Source organism: Massilia sp. Leaf139 (assembly GCF_001424165.1).
Lineage (GTDB): Bacteria > Pseudomonadota > Gammaproteobacteria > Burkholderiales > Burkholderiaceae_D > Telluria.
In genome coordinates, this window is the sequence record NZ_LMOJ01000025.1 from 610,701 (window position 1) to 623,915 (window position 13,215).

The 13,215-nt window shown below is 68.3% G+C and carries 9 protein-coding genes; 7 read left to right on the top strand and 2 right to left on the bottom strand.

Translation table 11 applies throughout. The annotated features are described in order from the left end of the window. The first annotated feature begins 19 nt into the window (after positions 1 to 19). A complete protein-coding gene (locus ASF77_RS20545; protein WP_056343762.1) occupies positions 20 to 5,368 on the top strand; it encodes an Hpt domain-containing protein in 5,349 nt (1,782 codons plus the stop codon). 47 nt (positions 5,369 to 5,415) lie between these two features. Here ASF77_RS20545 and ASF77_RS20550 read toward each other — a convergent pair whose 3' ends face one another. Beyond that, positions 5,416 to 6,888: a deoxyribodipyrimidine photo-lyase gene (locus ASF77_RS20550; protein ID WP_056343764.1), complete on the bottom strand. Its 1,473-nt coding sequence runs from the start codon at positions 6,886 to 6,888 to the stop codon at positions 5,416 to 5,418. A 266-nt stretch (positions 6,889 to 7,154) separates the two neighbouring features. Between ASF77_RS20550 and ASF77_RS20555 the strand changes: the two genes are divergently transcribed. From ASF77_RS20555 to ASF77_RS20580, 6 genes are read left to right on the top strand one after another with little or no spacing between them, the layout of a single operon-like run. Continuing rightward, a complete protein-coding gene (locus tag ASF77_RS20555) occupies positions 7,155 to 7,808 on the top strand; it encodes a YqgE/AlgH family protein (RefSeq protein ID WP_056343767.1) in 654 nt (217 codons plus the stop codon). A 15-nt stretch (positions 7,809 to 7,823) separates the two neighbouring features. After that, a complete protein-coding gene (gene ruvX, locus ASF77_RS20560) occupies positions 7,824 to 8,216 on the top strand; it encodes a Holliday junction resolvase RuvX (RefSeq protein ID WP_056343770.1) in 393 nt (130 codons plus the stop codon). Further along, positions 8,203 to 8,739, top strand: coding sequence for a bifunctional pyr operon transcriptional regulator/uracil phosphoribosyltransferase PyrR (gene pyrR, locus ASF77_RS20565; protein WP_056343776.1), 537 nt, complete (start codon positions 8,203 to 8,205; stop codon positions 8,737 to 8,739). Before ruvX ends, pyrR begins: the two co-directional genes overlap by 14 nt. Beyond that, a complete protein-coding gene (locus tag ASF77_RS20570) occupies positions 8,726 to 9,703 on the top strand; it encodes an aspartate carbamoyltransferase catalytic subunit (RefSeq protein ID WP_056343779.1) in 978 nt (325 codons plus the stop codon). The genes pyrR and ASF77_RS20570 overlap by 14 nt, the downstream gene beginning before the upstream one ends. 11 nt (positions 9,704 to 9,714) lie before the next feature. Next, a complete protein-coding gene (locus ASF77_RS20575) occupies positions 9,715 to 10,995 on the top strand; it encodes a dihydroorotase (protein WP_056343783.1) in 1,281 nt (426 codons plus the stop codon). 33 nt (positions 10,996 to 11,028) lie between these two features. Then, complete coding sequence (locus ASF77_RS20580) at positions 11,029 to 11,802, top strand: 1-acyl-sn-glycerol-3-phosphate acyltransferase (RefSeq protein WP_056343786.1); 774 nt, start codon at positions 11,029 to 11,031, stop codon at positions 11,800 to 11,802. Here ASF77_RS20580 and ASF77_RS20585 read toward each other — a convergent pair. Further along, complete coding sequence (locus ASF77_RS20585) at positions 11,799 to 12,644, bottom strand: symmetrical bis(5'-nucleosyl)-tetraphosphatase (RefSeq protein ID WP_056343788.1); 846 nt, start codon at positions 12,642 to 12,644, stop codon at positions 11,799 to 11,801. The genes ASF77_RS20580 and ASF77_RS20585 overlap by 4 nt on opposite strands. Positions 12,645 to 13,215 lie beyond the last annotated feature (571 nt).

Here is a 13,215-nt window from a genome sequence, read left to right on the forward strand (position 1 = left end):
TATATATCCGACGACGACCATGACTTCATCCCCGCACGCGAGCGCTTTTGATACCGGCCCCCTGTCGTGGGTGATCGGCGAGATCCGCGGCGCGCTCGAGCGCGCCGGCACCGCCGTCAACGATGCCGCCACGCGCGCCAGCGAAGCCCAGCCGACCCTGCTGCTGCATGCGAAGACCCACCTGCACCAGGCCCACGGCGCGCTGCAGATGGTCGATGTCGACGGTGTCGGCCTGCTCACCGCTGCCGCCGAGCGCACGCTCGAGCACTTCAAGGAGCGCAGCCTCGACTGCACGCTGGAGAATGCGAAGACCGTGCGCGACGCCTTTGGCGCGATCGGCGAATACCTGGAAGAACTCGTGGCCGGCAGCGCGCCGCAGCCGGTGCGCCTGTTCCCGTATTACCGCGCGCTGCAGGAGCTGCTGGGCGCGGAGCGGGTTCACCCGTCGGATCTGCTGAGCATCGATTCCGGCGTGACCTGTGCGCTCCCGGAGGCCCCGGAGGCCGCCCCCGACTACGCCGCCTGCCGCGCCCAGTTCGAAAAGGCGCTGCTGCCCTACCTGAAGAGCGCAGATCCGGCCGCCCAGCGCACGCAGGCGGGCGCACTGGCGGCGGCGATCGCGCCGCTGGCCGCCAGCGCGCCGGATGCACAGGCACGCACGGCCTGGCGCGCGCTGCACGCGTTTGCGAACCTCGTCGCCGATGGTGTGGTCGCGGGCGATCTGTACGTGAAGCAGCTGTTCGGCCAGATCAACCTCCAGCTGCGCCGCCTGGCACAGGGACAGGTGGGTCTGCCCGAGACGATGCTGCGCGACGCGCTGTTCTTCATCGCCGCCGCACCTGGCGCCGAGGGGGACGCTGCGCTGCTGCGCCGCGCCTTCCATCTCGAGGGCGCGGTGCCGCCGGACTATGCCGGGCGCCGCTACGGCAAGGTCGATCCGGCCGCGCTGAAGCAGGCGAAGGAAGCGCTGGCGCGCTCGAAAGCGGACTGGGATCAGCTGGCGCTGCAGGCCGACGACAGCCGCGAAGCCGATTTCAAGAACGCGCTGGCGACGCTGGCCGGTGCCAGCGAAAAACTCGGCGCCCCGGCGCTGGCCCAGCTGCTGCGCGAACTGGGCCAGGCGGCCAGCGATTCCATCGCCTCCGGCCGCAACGAGGGCTTCGGCCTCGAGATGGCGACGGCGATGCTGTTCGTCGAACACGGCCTGGATCAGGTACGCCAGCTGCCCGACGATTTCGGCCAGCACGCCGAAGTGGTGGGGCAGCGCCTGCTGGCCCTGGCTGCCGGCCAGACGCCGCCCGCCGCGCCCGACTGGCAGAACGAGCTGACGCAGCAGATCCAGCAGGGCCAGACGGTGGCCGTGCTGGCGGGCGAGATCAAGTCCGGCCTGCGCCAGGTCGAAAAACTGCTCGACGAATACTACGACGACCCGCAGCACAAGCGCGGCGCCCTGGTGGCGGCCGATCCGGTGCTGCACCAGATCCAGGGCGCGCTCTCCATCCTCGACCAGGAAGCGGCGGCGCGCACCGCCTACCACGTGCGCGACGCGGTGGCCGGCATGGCCGAGGGCGACGGCGACGTCCAGTCCCAGGCGGCAGTCCTGCACAACATCGCGCGCAACATCGGTGCGCTCGGCTTCTTCACCGACATGCTGGCGCAAAACAGCGAGAGCGCAAAGGGCCGCTTCGTGTTCGACGACGAAGCGGGCCTGCTGCGCGAGCTGAGCTTCGAGCAGGCGGGCGGCGCGCAGGAAACGGCCGCGGCGCCTGGCATCGTCGAGGCACCGGAAGTCCAGGCCGCCGCACCGGAAGCGGACGTCGACGCCGAACTGCTCGAGATCTTCGTGCTCGAAGCCGGCGAAGTGCTGGACACGATCGCGAGCACGCTGCCGGCGCTGCGCCAGGATCCCGCCGCGCAGGATGCGCTGACGGTCGTGCGGCGCGCCTTCCATACGCTCAAGGGCAGCGCGCGCATGGTCAGCCTGGATGAATTCGCGGCCGCCGCGGCGGCGCTCGAACGCGTCATGAACGTGTGGCTGGCCGATGGCCGCGCCGCTACGCCAGATTTGCTCGATCTGGTCGAACACGCGCATGGCGCGCTGGCGCCCTGGGTGGCCGAGCTGGCGGCGCAGGGCACGTCGGATCGCGCCAGTGCGGCGCTGGTGGCGGCCGCCGAGCGCGTGCAGGCGGGCGGCGCCTTTGCCGGGGAAGCGGCGGAGACCGCGCCGGCCGAGCCTGTGCCGCAAGAAGAACCCGAAGCGGCCAGCAACGTGATCGCGCTGCCGACGGCCACGCGCCCGGCGCCGGCGGCCGACGAGAACCTGCACCGCGTCGGCACGCTCGAGATCCCGCTGGCCCTGTACAACATCTATGTCGCCGAAACCGACGAGCTGGTGCGCCTGCTCGAACGCGATTTCGGCGAGTGGCGCCACGAGGCGGGCCGTCCCGTCAGCGCGGATGCACTAAAAGCCGTGCACACGCTGGCGGGCACCTCGGGTACGGTCGGCTTCCTCGCATTGCGCGACCTGGCGCAGGCGCTGGAGACGACGCTCGAGATGCTGGCCGCGCCGGCACCATTGCTGACGCCGGCCCAGCATGACGTCTTCGACGCCGTGCTGGCGCGCGTGCGCCAGATGCTGCAGGCCTTTGGCCGCGACGAGCTGGCCGAGGCCCAGCCCGACATGCTGGCGCAGCTGGCGCTTCTCGCCGAAGCGCTGGCCCAGCAGCAGGCCGCCGCCGCGTATGGCGACGCCCCTCCCGAGCTGGCGCGCCGGCTCGACGACCTGTTCGCCCAGGCCTACGACGCGCTGCTGGCCGCACCGCCGGTGCTGGAGCAGACCGCGCTGCCGGCAGCCGAGAAGCCGGCTGCCGCCGAGGTCGACGACGACCTGTTCGGCCTCGATTTCGACGCCCTGTTCGATAGCCCGGCGGCGCACGTGCCGGCGCCGGCGGAAGAGGGCATCGACGAGCATGTCGATGCGCCGGCCTTTGATGCCGATGTCGTCGCCGAGGACGACATCGTCTATGCGGCGGTGGACGAGGCCGCGCAAGCCGAAGCCGAGGCACTGGCCGAAATACAGCCCGCAGTACAGCCCGAAGCGATCGAGCGCAGCGTCGCCCTGCCGCAGGAAAGCGGCGCGCTCGCCGCCGAACCGGTGCTGCACGACGAGCTCGATCCCGACCTGCTGCCGGTGTTCCTGGAAGAGGCGGCCGACCTGCTGCCGCAAATCGGCAACGGCCTGCGCCAGTGGCAGCACAATCCGCAGGATCCGGCCCCGGCCCAAGGTTTATTACGAACCCTGCACACGGTAAAAGGCAGCGCGCGCATGGCGGGCGCGATGCGCATCGGCCAGCACACGCACGAGCTGGAAACGCAGGTCGAGAACATGGTGCATGCCGGCACCACGCAAAGCGCCGCCTTCGACGAGCTGATGGCCAGCTACGACACGGCGCTGGCCCTGTTCGAACAGCTGGTGCAGCCGGCCCAGGCGGGCGAAGCGGAAGCCCCCGCGAGCGACACGGCGCCCGCCGAGCCGCTGGCCCCGAGCGAGGCGCGTACGCCCCTGGTGCGGGTGCGCGCCGACATCCTCGACCGCCTGGTGACCCAGGCCGGCGAGGTGTCGATCACGCGCTCGAAGCTGGAAAACCAGATGGGGGTGCTGAAAAGCGCCTTGTCCGACTTCTCGGACAACCTGGGCCGCCTGCGGCGCCAGCTGCGCGAAGTCGAGATGCAGGCCGAGTCGCAGATCGCTTCGCGCATGTCGATCGCCGGCGAGCGCGAATTCGACCCGCTCGAATTCGACCGCTTCACGCGCCTGCAGGAACTGACGCGCATGATGGCCGAGAGCGTCAACGACGTGGCTTCCTTCCACGAGTCGCTTTCGCGCACGGTGGACGGCGCCGGCGAAGAACTGGCGGCGCAATCGCGCATGACGCGCGACCTCCAGCGCGACCTGATGCGGGTGCGCATGGTGCCCTTCGCCAGCCTCTCCGAACGCCTGTTCCGGGTCGCACGCCAGACGGCGAAGGAAACGGACAAGCGCGTGAACCTGGACATCCGCGGCGGCGCCGTCGAGATTGACCGCAGCGTGCTGGAACAGATGGCCGCGCCTTTCGAACACCTGCTGCGCAACGCCATCGTGCACGGCATCGAGCCGCGCGACGCGCGTGCGGCCGCCGGCAAGCCGGAGACGGGTGAGCTGCTGGTGCAGGTGAGCCAGCAGGGCAACGAAGTCGTGCTGCAGTTCGGCGACGACGGCGCCGGCCTCGACCTGGGACGCATCCGCGCCAAGGCAAGCGCGCTGGGCCTGATCGCGCCGGATGCCGCACTCGCCGACGCGCAGGCGGCCGAACTGATTTTCGCGCCGGGCTTCTCGACCGCCGACACGCTGACCGAACTGGCGGGACGCGGCGTCGGCATGGACGTGGTGCGCTCCGAAGCGCAAGCCCTGGGCGGACGCGTCATGATCGACACCACGCCCGGCCAGGGCGCGCGCTTCACGATCCGGCTGCCGCTGACGCTGGCCGTGACGCAGGTGGTGCTGGTCGCCAGTGCGAATAAAACCTATGCGCTGCCCTCGACCCTGGTCGAGCAGGTGGTGCAGGTGCGCGAACCCGAGCTGCTGGCCGCCGCCGACGCCGGTACGCTGGAGGCCGGCGGGCAGGTGCTGCCTTTCCATTACCTGCCGGCGCTGCTGGGCGAAGGGACACGCGATGGCGAATACGTCCAGCAAGGCCCGCGTTCGCGCCCGGTGCTGGTACTGCACAGCGCCGGCGAGCGCATCGCGCTGCAGGTCGACGAGGTGCTGGGCAACCGCGAGGTCGTCATCAAGAATCTCGGGCCGCAACTGGCGCGCGTGCCCGGCATCGCCGGCGCCACCGTGCTCGGCACCGGCGACATCGTCCTGATCCTCAATCCCCTGGCGCTGGGACGCAATGCCGGCATCGTGACGCCGGCGTCGGCCGCCGTCCAGCCGGCCCCGAGCCACCGTCCGACCGTGATGGTGGTCGACGATTCGCTCACCGTGCGCCGCGTGACCCAGCGTCTGCTCGAGCGCGAAGGCTACCGGGTAGCGCTGGCCAAGGATGGCGTCGACGCGCTGGAGCAGCTGCCGGAAGCGCGGCCCGACCTGATGCTGGTCGATATCGAGATGCCGCGCATGGATGGCTTCGATCTCGTGCGCCACGTGCGCAGCGACGCCGCCACGGCCAACCTGCCGGTGATCATGATCACCTCGCGTACGGCCGACAAGCACCGCAACTATGCGCTGGGGCTGGGGGTGAATGCCTACTTCGGCAAGCCGTTCCAGGAGCCAGTGCTGCTGGGGGCGATCGCGGGTTTGTTGCACCGCGAGATGCCGCAGGGGTGAATGGCAGGACGTAGGGTGGGCGGCTTCGCCGCCCACCCTACGTCCTGCTAATCGCTGTCCGGTTGAGCCGCTTTGACCATCGCAAACCGCTCCAGCGTACGCTGCCTCGCCTGCGCATGATCCACGACCGGGCGCGGATAATCCCTGCCCAGCACGATCCCGCACGCCGCCAGTTCCGCCTCGGGCACCAGCCACGGCGCGTGGATATCGCGCGCATCCAGGCCCGCCAGTTGCGGCAGGTACTGGCGTATGAATGCTCCCTGCTTGTCGAACCTCTGCGACTGCGTGGTCGGATTAAAAATCCGGAACCACGGCTGCGCGTCGCATCCCGTCGAAGCCGCCCACTGCCAGCCGCCGACGTTCGAGGCCAGGTCGTAGTCGTTGAGGTGACGGGCGAAATAGCGTTCGCCCCAGCGCCAGTCGATGCCGAGATCCTTGACCAGAAAGCTGGCCGTCACCATTCGCAGCCTGTTGTGCATGAAGCCGGTCGTGTTCAGCTGCGCCATGGCCGCGTCCACGAGCGGATAGCCGGTGCGGCCTTCGCACCAGGCGGCGAACAGGGTTTGCGCATCCTCGCCCGCTTCCCAGGCGACCGCGTCGAAGGCGGGCTTGAACGAGGCTCCAGCGATGTGCGGGTGGTGGAACAGGATCATCGCGTAGAACTCGCGCCAGATCAGTTCGGACAGCCACACCGGCGCGCCTGCGCCGCCGGCGCCGTTGGCCATCATCTGGCGCAGCGTGCGCACCAGGTGGCGTACCGAGGTCGTGCCGAAGCGTAGGTGGATCGACAGGCGCGAGGTCGTGTCCTGCGTCGGGAAATCGCGCGCCGTGCCGTAGTCCGCCAGGCGCGGCAGGAAGTCTTCGAACAGGCGGTTCGCGCCCGTCATGCCGGCCGGGGCGGGCAGGGGGCCGTCGTCGAAACCGAGTTGCGCGAGGCTGGGCAAGGGCGTGGCCGGCGCCGGTGCCAGAGCCGCTGCATACGGCTCGATCATCCAGGGCGCGGCTGCTTCCGGCTGCGCGTTCAGGCGCTTGAGCCAGGCATTTTTATAAGGCGTGAATACGCCGTAGATGCCGCCGGCCATCGTCAGCACCTCGTTCTTCTCGAAGATAACCTGATCCTTGAAACGCAGCAGTGCGCGGCCCTCGTTCGCCAGGGCCTCGGCTACGCTTGCATCGCGCCCAATCGCATCCGGCTCGTAGTCCTCGTTGAGGTAGACGGCGTGCGCGTCCAGCTCGGCCGCCAGGCGCGGGATTTCAAGGGATGCCGGCCCATGGCGTACGATCAGGCCGCCGCCGAGCGCGCGCAATTCGGCGTCCAGTTCCTGCAGGCTGGCGTGGATGAAGCGCACCCGGCGGTCGTCGCGCGGCAGGCCGGCCAGGATCTCCGTATCGAATACGAACACGCAGTGGACGACGCCGCCGGCCTGCATGGCGTCGCGCAGCGCGTGGTGCAGGGCCGCGTGGTCGAACACGCGCAGGTCGCGGCGGAACCAGACAAGGGACTTGCTTTTCGGAATCATCGTGTTTTCAGTCAAGAGGGCGGGCCGGTTTCGGGGCTAGGATCGTTCTGTTGCGCCAGGTAATCACATCGGTGACCACGCGCGCAACGGCGCTCAAAGTGGTCGGTGACGCGTTTCAGTGTAAACTATCGAAAAGCCTAATGTTGTTGTCTGGATACTTGTAGTCAAACACAGGGGCTTCGGGAAACCGCGGCGAGTGGACGATCCAACGCGCGGCCGGTCGATCGAGGTTCTCCCAGAGAGCAAGCCAAACTGAGAGTCAGCGTATGAAGAAAAGCAAAATCGGCACAACTCTGCCTTTGGCCGGCCTGCCGCAGGGAGGTGAACCCCTCGGCAATATTGGCCCGGCACCGTCAGGGTTGAATTTGGCCAATCATTTCCTCATCGCCATGCCTTCCATGGAAGACCCGATCTTCGGCGGCGCGGTGGTGTACATCTGCGAGCACAACGAGAAGGGCGTGCTCGGGGTCGTCATCAACAAACCGACCGACATGACGATGGAAGTGCTGTTCGACCGCATCGACCTGAAAGTGGCCGACGGCCTGCGTTCGCAGGTGGTCGACGAGCCGATCATGTTCGGCGGCCCGGTGCAGGACGATCGCGGCTTCGTGCTGCACAGCCCGGGCGGACGCTATTCTTCCTCGCTCAACGTGACCGACGAGGTGGCCTTCACCACCTCGATCGACGTGCTCGAAGCCGTCGCCAGCGGATCCGGCCCGGCGCGCATGCTGGTCTCGATCGGCTATGCCGGCTGGAGCCCGGGCCAGCTCGAGGAAGAACTCTCGCGCAACGGCTGGCTCACTGTCGGCGCCGACGCCCACGTGCTGTTCGACCTGCCGATCGAAGAGCGCTACAACGCCGCCATCAAACTGCTGGGCATCGACCCGATGATGCTCGCCACCGAGGCCGGCCATGCGTGACGCGCGTTGATATCGATGGTTGATATCGTTCTGGGCTTCGACTTCGGCATCAAGCGGATCGGCATCGCAATGGGCAACACGCTGACCGGACAGGCCCAGCCTCTCGCGGTGGTGAATGCCATCGACAATGCCACCCGTTTCACCACCATCGGCAAGCTGATCGACGAATGGCGCCCCGCGCGCCTGGTCGTCGGCGAGCCGCGCCATCCCGACGGCGCCGAGCACGACATGACGCTGCGCGCGCGCCGCTTCGCCAACCAGCTGCACGGACGCTTCAATCTCCCGGTCGAACTGGTCGACGAACGCTACTCGTCGGCCGTGATCACCGCCAAGCGCGGCGAGATCATCGACGCCAAGGCCGCCGCCATCATTTTGCAACAGTACTTTGACGACCATGCCAACAACTAATCAAGACTTCGATGCCGAGGCGCTGTACCGCACCTTGCTCGAACAGGTGCGCGCCGGCCTGGCCGGCGTGCCGGAATTTCGCGAAAGCGCCGCCATCGTCGGCATCCATTCGGGCGGCGCCTGGCTGGCCGAACGCCTGGCCGCCGACCTCGACCTGAAAGCGCGCCTCGGTTTCATCGACGTCTCGTTCTACCGCGACGACTATGCGAAGAAGGGCCTGCATCCGGACGTGAAGCCGACCCATATCGGCTTCAACGTCGACGGCGCCACCATCGTGCTGGTCGACGACGTGCTCTACACGGGCCGCACCACCCGCGCTGCGATCAACGTGCTGTTCGACTACGGCCGTCCGGCCTGCATCAAGCTGGCCGCGCTGGCCGACCGCGGCGGGCGCGAACTGCCGGTGGCGCCCGATTTCGTCGGCGTGACCACCACGCTCGCAAGCCAGCAGCAGCTGTCGCTCGCGCGCGACGCATCCGGCCAACTCTCGCTGACGATCGAAGAAGACAATGCCGATTCTTAAAAATCACCCGCAACTGAACAGGAATGGCGAGCTGCAGCACCTGCTCACCATCGAAGGCCTGCCCAAGGCCATCATCAACCACATCCTCGACACCGCGCAGAGCTTCGTGGGCATCTCCGACCGCGAAGTCAAAAAGGTGCCGCTGATGCGCGGTAAAAGCGTGTTCAACCTGTTCTTCGAAAACAGCACGCGCACCCGCACCACCTTCGAGATCGCCTCCAAGCGCCTGTCGGCCGACGTCATCAACCTGAACATCCAGGCCTCGTCGACCACCAAGGGCGAGTCGCTGCTCGACACCATCGACAACCTGGCTGCCATGCACGCCGACATGTTCGTGGTGCGCCACGCGCAGTCGGGCGCGCCCTACCTGATCGCCAAGCACCTGAACGACAGCGGCCGCAACGACATCCACGTCGTCAACGCCGGCGACGGGCGCCACGCGCATCCGACGCAAGGCCTGCTCGACATGTACACGATCCGCCACTACAAGCAGGATTTCACCAACCTGCGCGTGGCCATCGTCGGCGACATCCTGCACAGCCGCGTGGCGCGTTCGGACATCCATGCATTGACGACCCTGGGCGTGCCGGAAGTGCGCGCCATCGGCCCGCAGACGCTGCTGCCGGGCGGCCTGGAACACATGGGCGTGCGTGTCTTCAACAACATGGACGAGGGCTTGAAGGACGTCGACGTCATCATCATGCTGCGCCTGCAGAACGAACGCATGTCGGGCGCGCTGCTGCCGTCGGCCCAGGAGTATTTCAAGAGCTACGGCCTGACGCCCGAGCGCCTGGCGCTGGCGAAACCGGATGCGATCGTGATGCACCCGGGGCCGATGAACCGCGGCGTCGAGATCGATTCGGCGGTGGCCGACGGCAAGCAGGCCGTGATCCTGCCGCAGGTCACCTTCGGGATTGCGGTGCGCATGGCAGTGATGAGTATTTTGGCGGGAGGCCGGGTTTGAACTTCGCACGGATGAAACTACATATCAAGAACGGGCGTCTGATCGACCCGGCGAACGGCATCGATCGCGTCAGGGACCTGTTCATCGCGGACGGCAAGGTGGCGGCGCTGGGCGAGGCGCCCGCCGGTTTCAGCGCCGACGACACCCTCGACGCCAGCGGCCTGGTGGTCGCTCCCGGCCTGGTCGACCTCTCGGCGCGCCTGCGCGAGCCGGGCTACGAATACAAGGCCACGCTCGAATCGGAAATGCGCGCGGCAGTGCAGGGCGGCGTGACCACCCTGGTGTGCCCGCCCGACACCGACCCGGTGCTCGACGAGCCGGGCCTGGTCGAAATGCTCAAGCACCGCGCCCGCAACCTCGACCTGGCGCATGTGCACCCGCTGGGCGCGCTGACCATGGGCCTGAAAGGCCAGGCCCTGACCGAGATGGCCGAACTGACGGAAGCGGGCTGCATCGGCTTCGCCCAGGCCGAGGTGCCGATCCTCGACACCAACGTCCTGCTGCGCGCGCTGCAATACGCGAAAACCTTCGGCTTCACGGTCTGGCTGCGTCCGCAGGATCCGCACATCGGCCGCGGCGGCGTGGCCCACAGCGGGCCGCTGGCCTCGCGCCTGGGCCTGTCCGGCGTGCCGGTCATGGCCGAGACGATCGCGCTGCACACGATCTTCGAACTGGTGCGCTCGACCGGCGCCCGCGTTCACCTGTGCCGCATGTCGTCCGCCGCCGGCCTGGCGCTGGTGCGCGCGGCGAAAAAGGAAGGTTTGCCCGTCACCTGCGACGTCGGCGTGCACCACCTGCACATGACCGACGCCGACATCGGCTTCTTCGATTCCAACGCGCGCCTGACGCCGCCGGTGCGCAGCGGCCGCGACCGCGATGCGATCACGGCGGGCCTGCTCGACGGCACCATCGACGCCGTCTGCTCGGATCACACCCCGGTCGACGACGACGAAAAACTGCTGCCCTTCGCCGAGGCCTCGCCCGGCGCCACCGGTCTCGAACTGCTGCTGTCGCTGACGCTGAAATGGGCCGAAGCGCAGCACGAGGGCGACGCGCTGCCGCAGGCGCTGGCGAAGATCACGTCGGATGCCGCGCGCACCGCCGGCCTGGCCGCAGGCCAGCTGGGCGTGGGTGCGCAAGCCGACGTCGTCGTGTTCGATCCGGCCGCGCGCTGGCTGGTCGAAGGCGCGGCGCTGGCCAGCCAGGGCAAGCACACGCCTTTCCTCGGCATCGAGCTGCCGGGGCAGGTAAGAGCGACCGTCGTCGGCGGACGCATCGCCTACCGGCGTTGATACGGGCGGGGCTGCGGCCCCGCTGCTCCTTTCATGACCCGATTCCGCCTCGCCTGGCGCCTTGCGCGCGTGACCGTTCACCTGCTTGCGGGCCTGGCGACTTGCGCGCTCGTTTTTCCCTGGGCCAGCCGCAGGCTGCGCGACGCGGCGACGCGGCGCTGGTCGCGCCGGCTGCTGGCGATTTGCAACGTGGGCGTGGAAGCGGCGCCGGGCAGCCCGCCGCTCGAACACGCGCTGTTCGTCGCGAACCACATCTCCTGGCTCGACATCTTCGTCATCAATTCGCTGTATCCCTGCCGTTTCGTGGCCAAGGCCGAGATCCGCAGCTGGCCGGTGCTCGGCTGGCTGGCCGCCGCGGCCGGCACCGTGTTCATCGCGCGCGGCAACCGGCGCGAATTGCGCCACATCTTCAAGGGACTGGTGCTGGTGCTGGGGCAGGGAGAGCGCGTCGCCTTCTTCCCGGAGGGGACGGTCGCCCAGCAGGGAACGGTGCTGCCGTTTCACGCCAACCTGTTCGAGGCGGCGGTGGATGCGCGGGTGCAGGTGCAGCCCTGCGCCGTGGCCTACCTCGATGCCGCCGGCGGCTGGCACCGCGGGGTCGACTACACGGGCGACGTGACCTTTGTCGACAGCCTCCTCGCCATCCTGAAAGGCGCGCCGGTACGCGCGCGCCTGGCTTGCCTGACGCCTCTGGAGGGCAGCGGAGCGCACCGCAGGGAACTGGCGCAGGCCGCGCACGACGCGATCCAGGCGGCCCTGGCGCAGCCCGCCGCGCCTGCCGAAGCGACGAGCGTCAGCGCGCGCTAGGCTTTGCCGCCGTGCGGCCGGTATTCCGGGCAATCGACCTGCAGCAGGCCGCGGTCATCCAGGCAGACGGCAGTCAGCTTGCCGCCCCAGACGCAGCCGCTATCGAGCCCCACCAGGTTGGGCCGCAGGATCAGGCCCAATGCCGACCAGTGGCCGAACACCACCGTCACATCCATCGTGCGCCGTCCCGGCAGGTCGAACCAGGGCAGCAGGCCCGAGCCGATTGGGCCGCTCTCGCTTTCCTTGTGCGCGAAATCCATGGTGCCGTCGGGCAGGCACAGGCGCATGCGCGTGAGGGCGTTGACGATGCAGCGCAGGCGATCCATGCCGGTCAGCCCGTCGTCCCAGCGATCGGGCTGGTTGCCGTACATATTCGCGAGAAAATCGATCCAGCCGTCGCCGCGCAGCACTTCCTCGACCTCGCCGGCCAGCGCCATCGTCTGCGCCGCATCCCACTGCGGCGCCACGCCCGCATGCACCATCAAATGGGCGTCGACGAACATCGCCAGCGGCCGCCCGCGCAGCCAGGCCATCAGCTCGTCGCGGTCGGGCGCGGCCAGGATCTCGTCGAGGGTGTCGGACTTGCTCGCCGCCTGCGCGCCGGCGGCCACCGCCAGCAGATGCAGGTCGTGGTTGCCGAGCAGGGCCTCGACCCGGCCGCAGCTCGTTTCCGCCAGCGCCTTCATGCGGCGCAGCGCCAGCAGCGATTCCGGGCCGCGGTTGATCAGGTCGCCGACGAACAGGACGCGGGCATCGCCGCCGGCATCCTGCGCGATCTTCTCGAGCAGGGCCTCGGCTTCGTGGGCGCAACCCTGCAGGTCGCCTATGACATAGGTTTTCATGGTGTGTATTCCAGTCGCCGGCCGGCCTATGCGCGGCGGCGGCCATATTGTTGGAGGATGCCGCCTGCGCGGTATGCGGACGGCTGGTGTGCCTTGAAGGGCATACTAAATGATTTCGCCGGCCCGCGTTGTCTGTCGGGCCCGGCGATTGCCGCCGCACGATGCAGGGACGCGACCGGTTTTGATTATCCGCCTGCCGATCGAGAAATCGGCGCAGCCGAAATCGCATTGGCGGCGACCGTATCGTATTTCCATCGCGGCGCGCATGTCTTATCGGGCCGTGCCATCGCGCAGCGAATCCGGCATATTAATCGGGCTTATCTGTCGGCATACGATTCGGGCCGAGGCAGGGCGGCAGGGCGGATCGGCCGCCGTGCGAATGGCCCTGGCCGTAGCGGGGGCTAATCAGCGCGGTGATCGATATCGGGAGGTGTAAGCTGCCGGGTAATGGCATCGGGATGGGCTATATCGGCCGCGCCAAGCGCCAATGCCTGAGCGAATCAATAAAGCCGATACGGCAAGTAAGCGTAATTCGGTGCACCAGTCTGGTGCGTGGTTGGCGCTGTCCTGT

What these genes read in the sequence shown, in the direction of transcription:
- ASF77_RS20545 (WP_056343762.1), top strand. Translation starts at nt 20, where the DNA reads ATGACTTCATCCCCGCACGCGAGCGCTTTTGATACCGGCCCCCTGTCG.
- ASF77_RS20550 (WP_056343764.1), bottom strand. Translation starts at nt 6,888, where the DNA reads ATGATTCCGAAAAGCAAGTCCCTTGTCTGGTTCCGCCGCGACCTGCGC.
- ASF77_RS20555 (WP_056343767.1), top strand. Translation starts at nt 7,155, where the DNA reads ATGAAGAAAAGCAAAATCGGCACAACTCTGCCTTTGGCCGGCCTGCCG.
- ruvX (WP_056343770.1), top strand. Translation starts at nt 7,824, where the DNA reads ATGGTTGATATCGTTCTGGGCTTCGACTTCGGCATCAAGCGGATCGGC.
- pyrR (WP_056343776.1), top strand. Translation starts at nt 8,203, where the DNA reads ATGCCAACAACTAATCAAGACTTCGATGCCGAGGCGCTGTACCGCACC.
- ASF77_RS20570 (WP_056343779.1), top strand. Translation starts at nt 8,726, where the DNA reads ATGCCGATTCTTAAAAATCACCCGCAACTGAACAGGAATGGCGAGCTG.
- ASF77_RS20575 (WP_056343783.1), top strand. Translation starts at nt 9,715, where the DNA reads ATGAAACTACATATCAAGAACGGGCGTCTGATCGACCCGGCGAACGGC.
- ASF77_RS20580 (WP_056343786.1), top strand. Translation starts at nt 11,029, where the DNA reads ATGACCCGATTCCGCCTCGCCTGGCGCCTTGCGCGCGTGACCGTTCAC.
- ASF77_RS20585 (WP_056343788.1), bottom strand. Translation starts at nt 12,644, where the DNA reads ATGAAAACCTATGTCATAGGCGACCTGCAGGGTTGCGCCCACGAAGCC.